The 17,401-nt window shown below is 42.8% G+C and carries 14 protein-coding genes and 3 tRNA genes; 11 read left to right on the plus strand and 6 right to left on the minus strand.

All coding sequences use genetic code 11. The features are described from left to right. Window positions 1-8: 8 nt before the first annotated feature. The 3 genes from E0409_RS10975 (at window position 9) to E0409_RS10985 (ending at window position 3,796) form a co-directional block, all read left to right on the plus strand. The gene (locus E0409_RS10975; RefSeq protein WP_131290829.1) at window positions 9-863 is read left to right on the plus strand and encodes an SPFH domain-containing protein; all 855 of its coding nucleotides are present in this window, start codon (window positions 9-11) and stop codon (window positions 861-863) included. 180 nt (window positions 864-1,043) lie between these two features. Then, a complete protein-coding gene (putP, locus tag E0409_RS10980) occupies window positions 1,044-2,534 on the plus strand; it encodes a sodium/proline symporter PutP (RefSeq protein WP_131290832.1) in 1,491 nt (496 codons plus the stop codon). A gap of 128 nt (window positions 2,535-2,662) precedes the next feature. After that, a complete protein-coding gene (locus tag E0409_RS10985) occupies window positions 2,663-3,796 on the plus strand; it encodes an IS4 family transposase (RefSeq protein ID WP_131290835.1) in 1,134 nt (377 codons plus the stop codon). 73 nt (window positions 3,797-3,869) lie between these two features. Here E0409_RS10985 and E0409_RS10990 read toward each other — a convergent pair whose 3' ends face one another. Continuing rightward, window positions 3,870-5,042: an acyl-CoA dehydrogenase family protein gene (locus tag E0409_RS10990; RefSeq protein WP_131290838.1), complete on the minus strand. Its 1,173-nt coding sequence runs from the start codon at window positions 5,040-5,042 to the stop codon at window positions 3,870-3,872. A gap of 187 nt (window positions 5,043-5,229) precedes the next feature. On the opposite strand from E0409_RS10990, the gene E0409_RS10995 reads away from it, so the two are divergent. From E0409_RS10995 to E0409_RS11015, 5 genes are all read left to right on the plus strand, one after another. After that, window positions 5,230-5,487, plus strand: a complete 258-nt coding sequence (locus tag E0409_RS10995; RefSeq protein WP_131290841.1) for an FAD assembly factor SdhE — start codon at window positions 5,230-5,232, stop codon at window positions 5,485-5,487. Next, on the plus strand, window positions 5,480-5,866 hold the full coding sequence (locus E0409_RS11000; protein ID WP_131290844.1) for a hypothetical protein: 387 nt from the start codon (window positions 5,480-5,482) through the stop codon (window positions 5,864-5,866). The genes E0409_RS10995 and E0409_RS11000 overlap by 8 nt, the downstream gene beginning before the upstream one ends. A gap of 517 nt (window positions 5,867-6,383) precedes the next feature. Continuing rightward, complete coding sequence (locus E0409_RS11005) at window positions 6,384-7,436, plus strand: hypothetical protein (protein WP_131290846.1); 1,053 nt, start codon at window positions 6,384-6,386, stop codon at window positions 7,434-7,436. An 82-nt stretch (window positions 7,437-7,518) separates the two neighbouring features. Then, entirely contained in the window at window positions 7,519-8,088 is a 570-nt protein-coding gene (gene rrtA, locus E0409_RS11010; protein ID WP_131290848.1) for a rhombosortase, read from the plus strand. Window positions 8,089-8,273: 185 nt separating this feature from the next. Then, entirely contained in the window at window positions 8,274-10,472 is a 2,199-nt protein-coding gene (locus E0409_RS11015; RefSeq protein WP_131290850.1) for a TRAP transporter large permease subunit, read from the plus strand. A gap of 60 nt (window positions 10,473-10,532) precedes the next feature. Here E0409_RS11015 and E0409_RS11020 read toward each other — a convergent pair whose 3' ends face one another. The 5 genes from E0409_RS11020 to rnr all read right to left on the minus strand — a co-directional run bounded on the left by E0409_RS11020 (window position 10,533) and on the right by rnr (window position 16,784). Further along, window positions 10,533-11,408, minus strand: coding sequence for a DMT family transporter (locus E0409_RS11020; protein WP_131290852.1), 876 nt, complete (start codon window positions 11,406-11,408; stop codon window positions 10,533-10,535). Window positions 11,409-11,464: 56 nt separating this feature from the next. Beyond that, window positions 11,465-11,896, minus strand: a complete 432-nt coding sequence (locus E0409_RS11025; protein ID WP_131290854.1) for a hypothetical protein — start codon at window positions 11,894-11,896, stop codon at window positions 11,465-11,467. A gap of 15 nt (window positions 11,897-11,911) precedes the next feature. Beyond that, window positions 11,912-12,121, minus strand: a complete 210-nt coding sequence (locus E0409_RS11030; RefSeq protein ID WP_171458808.1) for a YheV family putative zinc ribbon protein — start codon at window positions 12,119-12,121, stop codon at window positions 11,912-11,914. 41 nt (window positions 12,122-12,162) lie between these two features. Continuing rightward, window positions 12,163-14,217: a M3 family metallopeptidase gene (locus E0409_RS11035; RefSeq protein ID WP_171458809.1), complete on the minus strand. Its 2,055-nt coding sequence runs from the start codon at window positions 14,215-14,217 to the stop codon at window positions 12,163-12,165. Window positions 14,218-14,354: 137 nt separating this feature from the next. Next, a complete protein-coding gene (rnr, locus tag E0409_RS11040) occupies window positions 14,355-16,784 on the minus strand; it encodes a ribonuclease R (RefSeq protein WP_213073370.1) in 2,430 nt (809 codons plus the stop codon). Between the two features lie 264 nt (window positions 16,785-17,048). On the opposite strand from rnr, the gene E0409_RS11045 reads away from it, so the two are divergent. The 3 genes from E0409_RS11045 (at window position 17,049) to E0409_RS11055 (ending at window position 17,357) form a co-directional block, all read left to right on the plus strand. Next, window positions 17,049-17,140: transfer RNA gene (locus E0409_RS11045), tRNA-Ser, on the plus strand. A gap of 15 nt (window positions 17,141-17,155) precedes the next feature. Further along, window positions 17,156-17,232: transfer RNA gene (locus E0409_RS11050), tRNA-Arg, on the plus strand. 48 nt (window positions 17,233-17,280) lie between these two features. Continuing rightward, window positions 17,281-17,357: transfer RNA gene (locus tag E0409_RS11055), tRNA-Arg, on the plus strand. The last annotated feature ends 44 nt before the right edge of the window (window positions 17,358-17,401 follow it).

A 17,401-nucleotide genomic window follows, 5' to 3' on the forward strand; every position in this document is an offset into this window, starting at 1 on the left:
GAAATAACATGTCTGGTGGATCTATTATTGTTTTAGCCCTCCTGGTTTTTGCAGGTGTCACCATTTTTAAAGGGGTGCGCATTGTTCCCCAAGGGTATAAATGGATTGTACAACGTCTGGGTAAATACCATACCACGCTAACACCGGGTCTGAATTTTGTGATTCCTTATGTCGATGAAGTTGCGTATAAAGTCACCACCAAAGACATCGTGATGGATATTCCTTCTCAGGAAGTGATTACCCGTGATAATGCGGTTTTACTGATGAATGCCATGGCGTATATCAATATCACCACCCCGGAAAAAGCGGTGTATGGTATTGAAAACTATACTTGGGCGATTCAAAACCTGGTACAGACTTCACTGCGTTCAATTGTCGGCGAAATGGATCTGGATGATGCTTTGTCTTCACGGGATCACATTAAGGCCAAACTTAAAGCGGCCATTTCTGATGATATTTCTGATTGGGGTATTACCCTAAAGACTGTTGAAATTCAAGATATTCAACCTTCAGCCACCATGCAATCCGCAATGGAAGCGCAAGCAGCGGCTGAACGTCAGCGCCGTGCCACCGTAACCAAGGCCGATGGTGAAAAACAGGCCGCTATTTTAGAAGCAGATGGCCGCCTGGAAGCTTCGCGTCGTGATGCTGAAGCGCAAGTGGTCTTGGCTGAATCATCACAACGTGCTATTGAAATGATTACTTCTGCGGTCGGTGATAAAGAAATTCCTGTCGCCTACTTGCTCGGTGAACAGTATGTTAAAGCCATGCAAGATATGGCGAAATCGAATAATGCCAAAACAGTTGTGTTACCTGCAGATATCATGAATACCATTCGTGGCGTGATGGGTCGTAATCCATAAACGACCGCATTTTTTCTATAAAATAGACAGCATTCGCTGTCTATTTTTATTTCGGTTGCGAAAAACTCTGCAATCATTGTGAAATTATGATTAAATTTCGCGTTATTTTTTGAAATTATTTGTGCTTCTTTTTATAAGCCTTTGTTTCGATCTACTGTCCACCTTGTAAATGGATACCGTATGAGCTCCCTGAATCCGACCTTAATTACCTTTCTTTTTTATATTGTCGCCATGATCGTGATTGGCCTCATGGCTTATCGCGCGACAGCCAACTTCTCTGATTATATTTTGGGGGGTCGTCGTTTAGGTAGTTTCGTAACGGCGCTCTCTGCGGGTGCTTCAGATATGAGTGGTTGGTTGCTGATGGGACTTCCAGGCGCAATTTATCTTTCAGGTTTGTCTGAAATGTGGATTGCGATTGGCCTGATTATTGGCGCATGGCTGAACTGGCGACTGGTTGCCGGACGTCTTCGTGTTCACACCGAAGTGCAACATAATGCCCTAACCTTGCCAGACTACTTCTCCAACCGTTTTAACGATCAAAAGAAAATTCTGCGTATTGCTTCTGCTTTCATCATTTTGATTTTCTTTGCTATTTACTGTGCTTCAGGCATGGTGGCTGGCGCACGTCTGTTTGAAAGCATGTTTGACATGTCCTATAGCACAGCGCTTTGGGTCAGTGCGATTGCCACCATCAGTTATGTATTTATTGGTGGTTTCTTGGCGGTCAGCTGGACTGATACCATTCAGGCCGGCCTGATGATTTTTGCCTTGTTGCTGACTCCTGTGGTTGCCATATTAAGCTTTGCCGATATGAATCAAGTGACTTTGGCGCTTGAAGCTGCTCGCCCACAGGCAACTGATGTGATTGGCAATTTAAGCTTTGTCGCGATTATTTCATTACTGGCTTGGGGCTTGGGTTACTTTGGTCAGCCGCATATTCTTGTGCGTTTTATGGCTGCCGATTCAGTCACCTCCATTCCCAATGCACGTCGTATTGGCATGACCTGGATGATCCTGTGCTTAGGCGGTGCAGTTGCTGCCGGTTTCTTTGGTATTGCCTACTTCCAGCAACACCCTGAACTTGCTGGTGCAGTGAACGCCAATCCAGAAACCGTGTTTATGGAACTGACCAAAATTCTGTTTAATCCATGGATTGCAGGGATTGTGTTGGCTGCCATTTTAGCCGCGGTGATGAGTACCTTAAGCTGCCAGTTACTGGTTTGCTCAAGTACCTTAACCGAAGACTTTTACAAATCATTCTTGCGCAAAAATGCAACGCAAACAGAACTGGTGTGGATTGGCCGTTTAATGGTACTCCTGATTGCCCTGCTTGCAATCTGGATGGCTGGAAATCCTGAATCTAAAGTCCTCGGCTTGGTGGCGTATGCTTGGGCTGGCTTCGGTGCGGCTTTTGGTCCACTGATCATTCTTTCATTGTTCTGGCGTCGTATGACGCTAAATGGCGCACTTGCTGGCATGTTGATTGGTGCGGTTGTGGTGATTCTCTGGAAAAACATGTTCAGTGCTACCGGGCTTTATGAAATTATTCCAGGCTTTATTTGCTCACTGATTGCGATTGTTGTGGTCAGCTTAATGGGTAAAGCACCAACGGAAGAAATCACTACACGTTTCGATGAAGGTGATCGTTTATATCAAGACTCTAAATAATCTTTAGCGCATAAAAAAGAGGACATCATGTCCACTGCTGTCCCATAGTTTGATTTAAATAAAAAACCTGAGTCCAAATCGTTAAAATATGAGTGCAAACAAACACTTTAACGACCAGGATTCAGGTTTTGTCACATCAGAATACCGTATTTCATCAGCTTATTAAACCCGTCGTGCGACAGGATTTTGAGCAACTTGCTAAAGTACACCATGTTGGACAGAAATTTAGAGCGGCTTCAAGATGGGATCAGTTTATTGCCATCTTGATGTCTCAACTTTCCTGCAGGCAAAGTCTGAGAGATATTCAATCCAATCTGGAGTGCCAACAGGAAAAACTGAGTCATTTCGGAGCAAAGTCTATTCCCCGAAGTACACTGGCACGAATCAATGAGCAGCAGCCCGCTGCCTTGTACCAACAGCTCTTTCACAAGTTGCTTAAATACTATGAACACTCAAAAGTAGCCCATAAATTTCGCTTTAAGAATCCATTATATTCCCTGGATGCCAGTCATATTGACCTGTCGCTTTCCTTATGTGAATGGGCCAAAGTTCACGACTCAAAAGCCAGCATGAAACTCAGCATAGGATTGAATCACAGCAATGATATTCCTGAGTTTATTGCAGTTGAAAATGGTAAAGAAAATGACATGTTACAAGGCCGAAAATTCCAGTTTCCCGCTGGCAGCATTGTGGTCTTTGATAAAGGCTATGTCGATTATCAATGGTATGCGAATCTAAGCGCTCAAAACGTTAGCTTTGTGACACGTTTTAGACCTAAATCGGTGTATCAGGTGATCCAGCAACATCCCGTGCTTGAATCCAAAGGCATTCTAAAAGATGAAACCATTCAGCTAAATAGCGCACATGCCCTAAAAAGAAAAGCCCCCGTATTAAGAAGAATTGAATATAGAGATCAGCAAAGTGGCAAGCACTTTAGCTTTCTCAGCAATAACTTTCATCTAGCTGCCTCTACCATTGCAGCGATTTACAAAGACCGCTGGAAAGTTGAATTGTTCTTTAAAGCGATTAAACAGAACCTGAAATTAAAAGCCTTTTTAGGCCGAAGCAAGAACGCCATTCAGACGCAAATCTGGATTGCGATGATCGCCTATTTACTGGTAAGTTTCGCTCAACATTTAGGGAAAAAAGGCTGGACAGTTCAGCGCTTACTCAGAATAATTCAAGTGAATTTATTTGAAATAAAAACCTTAAAAGCGTTATTTTCACCCGATAAAGTCCCCATCAAACAAGAGGAAGCTTAAATGAGCTTCCTCTTGTAAAAATTGTGGGACAGCAGTGGTCTAAGACTCCTTTTTTTATTGCTTGGATTAGGGGTTAAAGTGAACGTGAAATTAGCTCTTTCATAATTTCATTGGTGCCTGCATAGATCCGATTGGCACGGTTATCGATATAGGCACGTGCAATTGGGTATTCCATCATGTAGCCATAACCACCATGCAGTTGCAGGCATTCATCGACCACTTTAGAGAACATCTCTGAAATTTTGTACTTCGCGGCAGCTGCTGCATCAATTCCAAGTTTTTCTTCAAGCTGTAATTGCATGCAGCGGTCTAGATAAGCACGACAAAAATCTATTTCGGTACGCAATTCAGCCAGTTTGAAACGGGTATTTTGAAAAGCGCTGATCGGTTTGCCAAAGGCTTGGCGCTGTTTGGTATATTGTACAGTATGGGCGAATGCAGCTTCTGCACCGGCTTGGCAGATAATGGCAACCAGCATGCGTTCCCAAGCCAGCTCTTTCATCAGCATCATAAAACCCATGCCTTGCATACCAAGCAAATTTTCTTTAGGTACCCGCACGTTATCGAAGAACAATTCACAGGTATCTTGTCCTTTCATTCCAATCTTGTTGAGAGGTTTTCCTTTGCTAAAACCTGCCCGATCTGCTTCAACAATGAGTAAGGATAAATTGGCTGAGCCTTTATCGCCACTACCAGTTTTGCAGACCACAATGACCATATCGCATAAGTAGCCATTGGTGATAAAGATTTTTGAACCATTAATCACGTAATCGTCACCATCCAAAACTGCCGTGGTACGTACAGCTTGCAGGTCAGATCCTGTTCCAGGTTCGGTCATGGCAATGGCTGTAACGACTTCCCCGGTAGCCATTTTCGGTAACCATGTTAATTTCTGGTTTTCATTACCGAAATTATTGAGGTAGTTGGCAACAATATCCGAGTGAAGAGAAAAGCCTGTGGATGAATCCATGGCGTAGGCCTGTTCCTCAATCAGAATCATGCTGTAAAGGCGATCTACCCCTGAACCGCCATATTGTTCAGGCATGGTGGCGCAGAGCAGTCCCATTGCACCGGCTTTATTCCATAAATCACGGTCGACATGCTGTTGCTGTTCATATCTTTCAATATTGGGAACCACTTCTTTTTCATAAAACTTGCGCACGGTTTCACGAAAGGCTTCATGCTCTGCTGTAAATAAATTGCGCGCTAACATATTGGCTATGGGGCGGATCGCAGCTGATTGCATTTTTATTGTGTCCATTTTCAGAGTCATTATGGTATAGAAAGTAAAAGATCCATCAGCAAGCGACAATGTGCTGAATGCTCAAATATTTCGAGGAAATGATGAATTTGGTCAATTGCAGGAAATGGCTCGAAACATGCAGTACTGATAGGGTAAACTAGCAAAAATTTGTACACTATTGGGGAAGACTATGAGTGAAGAAATGAGCTTGGAAGAACGCAAAGTAATTTACCGTGCCCGTCGTGGTTTAAAAGAAATTGATGTGTACTTTGATCCCTATGTAAAGAATCATTATTTACAGGCCGATGCCGCTGAGAAAGAAACTTTTGCGGAATTGGTGGCGCAAGAAGATCCAGATTTGCTGGATTGGTTTATGGAAGTGTCTGAACCGCCACGTCCTGAAATGAAAGATCTGATTGTTAAGCTGAAACACTACGTACATGGTTAATCGATCTTTTCAACTGAAACGCAGCCGCTTGGCCTTTGTGTTTCAGTTGATCATTTTTACACTGGTGATTGTACTTTTACAGCAACTCTTAGCGCCATGGCTATGGCTGTTGTGTGTTCTGCTGGGTGTGATGGCTTATGCCTATGGTTTAAAAGTACCGCAACCCATTTACTTTGAACATTTAGAAGCGCGAGAGTGGTCACTTTCAAGTGTCAAATCTGAACAGATTAAACGCGTTTCGATTAGTCATATTATTGATCATCAGCTTTATATTGTGGTTTATTTCCAGCATTTTCAGGAAAAACCGTTACTGATTTGGATTGATCAACTGCCACTACAGCAGTGGAAGGCATTGAAGAAATTGGCGAAATTGATCTAATTGTTAGACAGTTGTATATTTTAATTTCTTATTAAAATTTTAATAATCAATAATATAGATATTTAGAACTCATCTTTGTAAGACAGCTTTAATATAAAGTTGCGAAATATTCCAATTGTCAGACAATTTTTCCTGTTAATTATTTACGCTAAATGTACATTAAATTTACCAACAGCAAATGAGGATATCATGATGGTGATTCCAACTTGGATGTTTCTGGTGGTAGCGATTGTTTTGGCAATTGTTATTGGACGACTAGGAACTGTGCTGAAGGATCGATTTGCACAACATGAAAGCCCTTAGGCTTCGACCCCTTGATAAGTAGCATGTGCCGAACCGTCGCAATGCTACTTTTTTTTGCCCAAAAATTATAACTTCATTCAATCCAGTCAATTTTCCAAACTTTATTTCATGGCAAAGTAGCTGATCTGATTAGAGTAAATACTCTTTTATTCAGATTTCGCATCTGATATGTTTAGTTGCTATGGACATAAACACAATTATAGAGGACAGGAAAATGTCGAGAGTCCAAAAAATATGCCAAGGTATGGCAGTTGTTGCAATTGCAAGTTCTTTATTATCAGGTTGTTCTCAAGTGGTTAAAACAGGGGCAAATGTCGCACTGGGTTTTAGTGAGAAACACATTGTACCGCCTATTTTAGCGATGGATGATGCTGATATGGCGTGTAATTCGGGGAATGCGTTAACTCCAGCCATTATGTCAACCAAGGATATGGGGGCAGATCCAACCCGTATTGCTGTTCTGTTATATGCTTCATCTGGAATTTGTGCTGAAAATCAGGCGCTTGAATCGGAATTGCGTTATTTACGTGCCTCGAAAGCGGGTCAAGTTTCAGAAGCGCAAGATGCCCGTATAGAACAAAAACGCTGGGCGGCGATTGCAGCACAGCGTCAATATGCAGGTTACCAGCTGCTTGAAAATCGTTGGGCAGCAAAATATAACAAGAAACTGGGCGAAGGCTGCCCGAAAATGAAGAATGATCTGGATCAAACCGTTTATTTGATGGGGATGATTAGTGGTTTGCAAGCCATGACCAATGACATTAATTCTGGCGGTGCAATCAATGTGCCAAAAGATATTGCGGCAGTGGTCGAACGTGGCATGACATGTTTGGACAATGCCAAATTCTGGGGTGCACCCAATGCAGCCCGTGCTGTGATTTGGACACTATTGCCGGGTGCAGGTGATGGTAAACCTGATCCTTATCAAACCTTAAAAGAATCCGTGCAATTGGGTGAGCAAAAAGGGGTGCGTCTGTCACATGCCTTATATGCCGTTGCTGCGCAAGCCAGTGGTGATGATGCCAAAATTCGTGAGGCACTCAAAACCTTTGCCGCGTCACGTACAGAAGAAAAACCTGTGAATCCGCAGTTTAAGCTGGTCGATAGCATGTCGAAAAATATGGTACAGAGTATTTCAGACCGTTATTGGACAGAACATACCGGTATTCGTACCAGCGATGAGGGGATGCAGCGCTTTTGGGATGATGAAGACAACACTGCAGAATTAGATGATTTATTTAGCGAAGAGGTCACCGCTCAATCCTAAGTTGAGTTAAAAGAGGATTTTAATTGGCCTGAATGGATGATTTTAATCTTTGATAAGTCATTTTTAAACAGAGGGCATGTCAATGAAAGACCAATTTCTCACGCGGAAAATTGTTTTTATTGCAATAGTGGTGTCATTTTCGGCATGCCTTCAAGTTTTTGCAGATTCATTTATTTATTGGCAAGCAGGCTTTTTTAAAGAATTTTGGCGGATATGGACCGGGCATTGGGTACATGTGGGATGGATCCATTATGCGCTGAACATGTTGGCTTTTGCCTGTTTACCTTTCATTTTTCCCCGGGTAAAAGTTTGGCATTTTGTTGCTTTGCTGCTGTTACTTCCATTATTTATTAGTCTGTGTTTCTACTATTTCTTTCCTGATATTGAAGCCTATGCAGGGTTGTCTGGGGTCTTGCATGGCGCTTATGTCACGGTTGCCTGCGTACATTTGCTGTATAAAAAAGAGCGAAATTTCGCAGCGTTTGTCCTGTTTCTTATTCTGGCCAAATTGATTTGGGAAAATACCATCGGCAGTGTAGGAACGGCTGAACTGATTGGCAGTCCGGTATTGGTTGAGTCACATTTATTGGGGGTAATTGGCGGAGTCATTATCGCAATGTTTTATATTTTATGGGATTATTTCTTTGAATAGTGATGAGATTGACATTTAAAACATAAAAGAAAATGCATATTGTCATTTTTATTCATACATAATTGATGCAAATTTATTCATAACAATAAAGAGATTGAATAGAGAAAGGGTATTTTCTATTCAAAAAAGGAAAGTTGGTATTGCTGAACCCGTTGCAATGACCAAGATAAAAAATAGGAATGCACATGCAAAATGATGAAAATAACAGATCAGGATTAGGTCTGTTACGTTATATATGGACGGAGTGGATTTCGACTTTTGTCATTCTATTACTACTTTTGCTAACGCTCATCATCGGTACCGGTGAGATGATTCATGGTCAGTTGTTACGTGTGGGAGAGCGTTTGTATGGCAATGAAGAAATTGGCATGCAATATTCCTTTTTACGTGCAGAGCCAACAACGCCCACATGTGACCGTCATCCAGATGTAGATGCGCAAGTACAGAAGCAAATGAAATCCAATGCCAATGATGAATTTGCCGATATTTTTGGTACCACATCGGAAGCAGACGTACGTGCTTCAGTATTGGCGGGGCAACAACAGTGTGAAGAAAAGTATCAGTTCTATGACAAAGCCATGCAATATATGGATGAGCATTCAACAATCAGAGCCTATCGTACGCTTGAAACATCGTTCTTTGGTGTTTTTAAGTTTGGGACTGAAAATCGAGTCATCATTTTATTATTGATGGTTGTCGTTGCTGCGATTACTGCATCAGTGAAATTTCATCATATTGGTTTGCGTGCTCCAACCACCAAACTGGATTATCGAGTCTATGCACTGTTTATGATGCTCGGTAATGGTTTGCTGGCGTCATCTGTGCTCAGTCAATATCATTCAATCATCAATTCAGGTGTGACCTCTACTTATGAAACGCTGGTGGTTTACTGGCTGTGGATTTTCCTGTTTATTACCCTGACCTTGATCAGTTTACTCCAGCTTATTAAGCCACCCGCAGCTAAACAGGAAGGCAGAGGTAATTTCGGCTTAGCTTTACTGAGTGTGCCTTTATATGCCTACATGGCATTACTGACCGGGATTGTCTTTACCTTTGTCATGGATTATCCAATGGGGCAAGGGATTTACCTCGGAATTCTGGTTGAATTCTCAGGCATCTTCTTAAACCTCGCACTGTTTATCTGGGCAGGTATGTTGCTGACCCAAACCCGTGTTATGGATTTATTCCTCGGGATTTTACGTCCTTGGAACCTTGCACCTGAAACGCTGACCTGGCTAATTTTGATTGCTGCTGCGATTCCAACTGCATATACCGGTGCTTCAGGGATTTTCGTTGTTGCCGCAGGTGCGATTATTTATAAGGAAGTGTGGAACTCGGGTTCTCGTCGTCAATATGCCTTGGCGGTATCTGCGATGTCAGGCTCACTAGGTGTGGTGATTCGTCCATGTCTATTGGTAATCTTGATCTCGATGCTAGATAGTCGTCATGTGACTTCTGACGAACTGTTTAATCATGGTCTCTATGTTTTCTGGCTGACCGCGTTTATTTTCCTTGGGGTATCGTTATATCTGGCTGAAACGCGTTTCCGTGTCAATTCACCGAAAATTGCGGTTCCAGGCATGCTAAAAGCCATTGTTCCGGTGATTCCTTATATCGTGATTACCATTATTGTGATTGCTTTATATAAATATGGTCTAGACACCAAAATGGATGAATTCACAGCACCTGTGATTCTGCCAATTATTTTGATTGCTTATATTATGTTTGATAAATGGTGGGGCGATCGTTTTGCGACTCCACCAGATCGCCATGCTGCTTTGGCTTTGGAACATGAAAAGCAATCGACCTTTATGCGCGAACATACGCCGCATGTGGGAGAGAAATCGCGAGGTTTTGGTCATTCACTGTGGTTTGCTTCGGCAGAAACGGTTGGTCATATTGGTGCACTCATTATCTTGATGGCTTTGTCGGCAAGTGTAGGCGGCTTGATTGAACGTAGTGAAGTGGTTGAATTATTGCCGACGCATTTGGGTAATATCTATATTTCACTGGCATTTATCGCCTTGTTACTTGCCATTATTGGTATGACCACAGACCCATTTGGTGCGGTGATTCTGGTTGCTGCAACCATTGCGCCAGTGGCCTATGAAAATGGTATCCATCCAATTCATTTCTGGATGATTGTACTGGTTGCCTTTGAATTGGGTTATGTCACACCGCCAGTTGCCCTGAATCATTTGCTGACGCGAATGTCTGTAGGAGATGATGAGGTTCGGGCTGCCGATGCAGAAGCCAAAGTGAAATATAACAAGTTCTATTACCGTTATGAGCGCTGGCTATTGCCAATTATGGTGCTGTTCCCATCATTGCTGATCGTGACCTATGCGCCGTATATTTTTAGGTTGTTTGATTGGTATCAATAGTTTTAAGTGATAAGAAAAAAGCACCTTGGGGTGCTTTTTTTGATGGCAGGTTATTTTTGCTTATTGCACTGAGCGTTTTTGTACTAAAGGGCTACATAGCACAATTGCACTAAGAATCAGTGCAAAACCAATCAAACTGTAATGATCAGGTGTTTCTCTCCAAAATATGAACCCCCAGATGCCGGCAAAGATAATGGCAATATAATTCACGGGTCCAATCTGCCCTGCAGGTGCAAGTTTATAAGCATTTGACATCAAAATTTGACTGATATTCGCCAGTAAACCTGCACAAATCAGGAAACCGAGTTCAGTCCATCTATACTGACGCCACAGCCAAAACATCGGAATCATGGAAATAAGTGTGCCGATAAAGCAGAAATAAAACACGATTTTTTCAGGTGACTCGGTACTGGTCAGTGCTCGAACCGTGACAAATGCCATGGCAGCCAAGAAACTTGCGCCCAGTCCAATGATCGACATTTGATTAAACATACCTGTATCCGGTTTGGCGACAAAGATCACACCGATTAAGCCAATCGCTGCAGCAAGAAACATGGCGTTAGTGATTTTTTCTTTGAGGAATAGCCAGGCAATCAATGGAATAAAAATCGGGGACGAGTAGGTAAACACCATGGCATTGGACAGCTTTAAATGTGCAATGGCATAGAAAAAGCCATACATCGCAATCAGCCCAATGACTGCACGCCAGCTATGCATCCAGATTTTTTCAGTCTTAAAAAATTCCGTCCCTTGCTTAAAAATGAGTGGAAGGAAAATGAGTAAGCCGACAAAATTTCGGAAAAAGACAATAGTGGGATTATCGACCGTATGCGATGCATAACGAATACAGACACCCATCAGGGAAAAGAGAAAAGCAGAGCCGGTGAGTAAAGCAAGTGCTTTAAATAAATTGTGATTGCTTGTAGCTATAGGCATGAAAAGAATCAGCTAGAACATTTGCTGATATTTTAGCTGAATCGACAATTATAAAATTATTGTTTTTGAGCCAGTTGAGCTTCAAGTAATTTAATTTGCTCTTCTTTTAGTGCAACTAAGTCGTCGGCATCTGCATGTTGTGCTTTCAACATGGCTTCCTGATCCTTCAATTGGGCCTGAATATCTTCAAGTTTAGCGACTTCTTCTTTGGCTAATGATTCATTCTCTGGAACAGCTGCTTTCAGAATTTTTTCATCGACCAATTGAATGGTTTTTTCATCTGTCGCAACTTCGGGTTCAGTCGGTTTAGCTTCAGCAGAAGCCGTAGGCTTTGCCGGTGTATTTAAGCTGCTTCCTTCATGTTCAGGAAGTACTTCGTTTGATGTTGCAAGAAACCATTGATAGGCCAAAAAAAGCACAATGATTGCAACCAAGCCCCCAGTAATGCCCAATAAAAGTTTTGGGCTATTTCTTTGATCTAACGTCATGTATTGAACCTGTTTTTATTTTGGCTGACGAGGCTTGAATTGAATGACGCCAATTTCATCCGGTACTTCCGGTATTTGTGGTTCATCAATATGCGTCGGGCGGTTTTCCGTATAATCGCATTCGACACATTCAATCCATTCATCGTCGCCAGAGGTAAGCATGACCACTCTATCTAGCGCTTCACATTTAGGACATTTTGCACCTGCAATGAAACGACGTTTAATAGCCATCTTACTTACCTTCTGATCAATCTAAGACGCCTAGTTTAAGCGTTTTTACCGGGGTTCGTCCAACCTTGATGACGTAATAACGCATCTATTTTTGGCTCGCGTCCGCGGAAATTGATAAACGCATCAAGTGCTGTATCTTTTCCGCCAACTGCTAGAATAAATTGACGAAATTCTTTTCCGGTCTGAACATTAAAAATGCCTTCCTGTTCGAAACGATCAAAGGCATCACTGGCCAAAACTTCTGCCCATTTGTAAGAGTAATAACCTGCGGCATAGCCTCCAGCAAAAATATGGCTAAAACTATGCTGGAAACGGTTATAACTTACCGTTGGTGCTACTGCATATTTTTGACGAATATCATCCAAGGTGGCTTGGACCTGTTCTGCATTTAAAGCGGAACTGTGCTTGTGGATCGACAAGTCAAACAAGGCAAATTCGATCTGACGTAAAGTTTGCATACCGGACTGGAAGAAACGTGCATCGAGTAAAGATTTAAGTAAATCTTGCGGAAGATGCTGTTTGGTTTCGATGTGTTCACTGAGCAGGTCCAGGCTTTCATGATCCCAAGTCCAGAATTCCATAAATTGACTTGGCAGTTCGACAGCATCCCAATCGACGCCGTGTGTTCCTGCTACCGCAATATGGTCAACTTCGGTCAACATATGATGCAAGCCATGACCAAATTCATGGAATAAGGTATTCACTTCATCATGGGTGAGCAGTGCCGGTTGATCACCGACCGCAGGAGTGAAGTTACATACCATGTAGCAAATCGGTTTTTGTAAGCCATTTTTAGTTTGCATGCGGGAACGGAAGCCGCTCATCCATGCGCCACCACGTTTGCCACTGCGTGCGTACAGATCAAAGTAAAAACCGCCAACCACCGTGCCTTGATCTTCCAGTTCAAAATATCGTGCATCGGGATGCCAAACCGGAGCTTCCCGTTCCACAATGTTGATGCCGTAAAGACGGTTCACAATACTGAACAAGCCTTGCAAAATTTTCGGTGCAGGGAAGTAGGGTTTTAATGATTCTTGAGATAAATTGAATTGCTGGACTTTAAGCTTTTCAGAATAGTAGCCGGTATCCCAAGGCTGTAAATCCTGAATACCGTCTTGAGATGCGATGGCTTTGAGTTCGGCAATTTCTTGAGTTGCAGGCGCACGGGCATGTTCGGCCAAGTCGACCAGAAATTTATCGACAGTTTCGACATCAGGCGCCATTTTGCTGGCCAGTGAAAGCTCGGCATAGTTCTTAAAGCCTAACAGCTGTGCCATTTCATGACGCAAGCTTAAAATTTCTTCGATGATTTTGGTGTTATCAAATTCTGTATGTTCAGACTGATCTGAGGCACGTGTGGTATAGGCTTTATATAGCTCCTCACGTAAGGCACGATCATCTGCATAGGTCATGATTGCAAGATAAGAGGGAATATCTAAAGTGGCAACTGGCTGTTCAAGTTCACGTTGCTGACCATATTGTTTGAGTAGATCGATGCTGCTTTGCGGCAAGCCTTTGAGTTGCTCTTCAGTCAGTGGTTTGAAGTAGGCTTGGGTTGCATCAAGCACATGATTGGAGAAGTCGGATGAAAGCTGAGATAAACGTGCAGAAATTTCCGCATAACGTGTTTTGGCTTCGCCTTCTAAAGCCACACCTGAAAGTTTAAAGTCACGTAGTGCCAGTTTGATCGCACTTTGGTGTGCTGCAGGCAAGGTATTAAACTGGGGCGCATCATGTACATGTTGATAGGTTTGATACAACACCGTGTGTTGACCCAGTTGGGTATAGTATTCGCTTAAAGCAGGAAGCAGGGATTGATACAGCTCGCGGGTTTCTGCATTGTTCATCACTGCATTGAGATGTGACAGTACCCCCCAGGATTCACTCATATTATTTTCAAGGGTATCGACTTGGTCTAATACGGCCTGTTGTGCCTTAATATTGTCAGGGACTTCAGTTAAATGATTTAAAAAGTTTTGTCCTTGTTGAATGGCTTGTTCAATCTGTTGTTTTAAATCTGCAAGTTGAATTTGATCAAATTGTGGAACAGGCAAAGTCGCCTTTTCTAAAGTCATTTCTATACGCCATATCATTTATAAACTTAATAGTAGATGTAGGGCTTAGGCACGAGGAAATCAAGGTCTATGCCTGTTTTAGTCGGTAAATAGCTATGAATATCACTGAGCAATAAAAAAGCCCTACCCAAGTAGGGCTTAATTTTTGAAAATTACTCTATTTTAGGTTTCGCATTGGCCTTTTTCTTTTTCGGCTTAGACTTTTTCTTCACTTTGTCTTTATCTTTGGCTTTTAGGTCCGATTTAGCTACAGGCTTTTTATCTGACTTTCTAGCAAAAGCATCTGACTTGGTTTTTGGCTTTTTCTTGCGAATTGGCTGTTCACCATCTTCACTGACTACGACTTTGGCACGAGGGTTATAAACCTCTTCTTTCGCTGTAGTTTTGGCAACACGCGGTGCTCGGCTACGAATCGCACGACCGGCATGGGTCATTTGCTGCAACAGTTCAAAGTCAATCTTGCGATCTTCCAGATTCACAGCTGCAACTTTGATTTTGACTTCATCACCCAGACTAAAGGTTTGACCACGACTTTGACCGACCAAGCTTTGGCTGGCTTGATCATAAACAAAGAAGTCATCGCCCAATTGGCTAACGTGAATCATGCCATCGACATATAAGTCTTTAAGGGTGACGAATAAACCAAATTCAGCGACTGCACTGATGATGCCCACGAATTCTTCACCTAAATGCTGCTGCATATAGTGACATTTCAACCAGGTGGTCACAGAACGAGATGCTTCATCAGCACGGCGTTCAGTTTGCGAGAAATGCTCGCCGGCATTATCTAAAGCAGCACCTGAAAGCGCAAAAGGCTTTTGTTTTAAATGCGCTTTGATGGCACGGTGCAACAACAAGTCAGGATAACGACGAATTGGTGAAGTGAAGTGCGTATACGCATCATAAGCCAAACCAAAATGCCCGGCGTTGTTTGCGCCGTAATAAGCCTGCATCATTGAACGTAACAACACTGCATGAATACTTGGCGCATCAATACGGTCTTTAGTCGCATCAATCACCGCTTGGTAATCTTTTTGTGTTGGCTGTTCCGGGAATGGTAAGCCAAGTAATTTCACATACTCCCGAACTTTTTGGATACGTGAAAATTCAGGTGGCTCATGCACACGGTACAACATTGGAATGTCGTTTTCCAAGGCATATTCTGCTGCTGCAACATTGGCAAGCAACATACATTCTTCAATCAGTTTGTGTGCTTCATTGCGTGAACGCGGCAGAATTTCTTTAATCCCACCTAGCTCATCAAAAGTCATGGAGGTTTCGACAGTTTCGAATTCCATTGCATGACGTTCAGCACGTAAACCTTTGAGGGTCTGATAGAGCTGGAACAGGGTATTCAATGACTTGTGCACACTGCGGTCTTCAGGAATCGCATCGCTTTCGCCATCAAAATATTGCGCAACCTGAGTGTAGGTTAAGCGTGCTTTTGAATGCATGACTGATGGATAAAACTGGAAGCCGGTGACTTTACCTGCACGGGATAAAGTCAAATCACACACCATACATAGACGGTCGACGTGTGGATTGAGCGAGCACAAGCCATTGGACAAGGCTTCAGGCAACATCGGCAAGACAAAATGCGGGAAATACACCGAAGTACCCCGTTCTTTGGCTTCATCATCCAGTGGTCTGTCGTTACGCACATAATGACTGACGTCAGCAATCGCAACCACCACACGGTAACCGCCACCTGGACGTTTCTCTGCATACACGGCATCGTCAAAGTCGCGCGCATCTTCACCATCAATGGTGACTAAGGCTAAATCACGTAAATCGATACGACCTTGGCGATCCTGTTCATTCGGTTCTTTAAAGCTTTCTGCATCGCGAACCACTTCTTCCGGGAATTCATACGGCAAACCAAATTCCAGAATGGTTTGTGGAATAATGATTTCGGTGTCGGCTTTGTCCGCCATCGATTGCACGATGTGTCCTGTAGGTAATTCTTCACGGGTCGGGTAGTCATCAATGGCTACACGAACAGAATCACCGACTTTAACTTGGGCATGTTCAATCAGTTCTTTTTCTAAGGTAATCGGTTGGTGTGCATTTGGATTTGCAGGTTGAATAAAGTATTCACCATCGTAAACCGCAACTTTACCAATAATCTGTTTTACACGATGCTGCACGACTTCAGTAATAAAGCCCCAAGCTTTACCTTTACGGTCGACAGAAGTCTGACGCACTTTAACGCGGTCACCATTAAAGACTAAACGCAGTTCACGTTCAGGCAATAAAATATCATCATGACCGGAAATGTTCGCACTACCTAAACCTTTCGAGTTGATGTATACGGTTGCTTCATGAGTCGGCTGGCTGGTTGCGAGCAGGAACTTAAATCCATCTTTCATCAACTGGCCATCGCGTACCATGGCACTTAAACGATGGCTGAGTGCTTCTATACTTCTTTCATCTGCAATATTAAAGTATTCCACTAAATCTGCATGAGATTGTGGTGCTTGTAATTTTTCAATCGTTTCTGAAATGAGAATACGGCTTGGAATAGGATTGTCATAACGTTCGGCTTCAGCCTTAGCTTCAGGGTCGACCCAATTTTTCATAATGTCTTTGGCTTCATGTCAGAAGATAGGATTAGCATAAGTCATGCAGCATGATACTGCACGAAAATGATTGCAATATTGTGTTTTCAATTCCAATTTTACAGTGAAGCTGCACATTTCACACGAGCAACTGTCGAAAAAAGCGGGAAAGGGGCTCAATAAGGGTGGAAATCGTTTAAAAAATAGATGATTGATTAAAAATATCAGAATTTTTTGAAATGTGACTTGAAGAAGTGAAGTTTAGTTTGTATTATGGCGGCTCGTTACGGTGAGGTGGCCGAGTGGCTGAAGGTACTCCCCTGCTAAGGGAGCGTGGGTCTTAAAGCCCACCGAGGGTTCGAATCCCTCTCTCACCGCCACGAATAACTTGAAATGCGCTCATAGCTCAGCTGGATAGAGCACTTGGCTACGAACTAAGGGGTCGGGAGTTCGAATCTCTCTGAGCGCACCAATCAAGTTAAACGTAAATGTAACGAATGCTGAAAGGCAACTCAAGTACGCGCTCATAGCTCAGCTGGATAGAGCACTTGGCTACGAACTAAGGGGTCGGGAGTTCGAATCTCTCTGAGCGCACCAACTTGAACATCGACAGATGTAAAACTGGAAAAAACCGCACATGT

The sequence above is a fragment of the Acinetobacter sp. ANC 4862 genome, from assembly GCF_004336635.1.
GTDB lineage: Bacteria > Pseudomonadota > Gammaproteobacteria > Pseudomonadales > Moraxellaceae > Acinetobacter.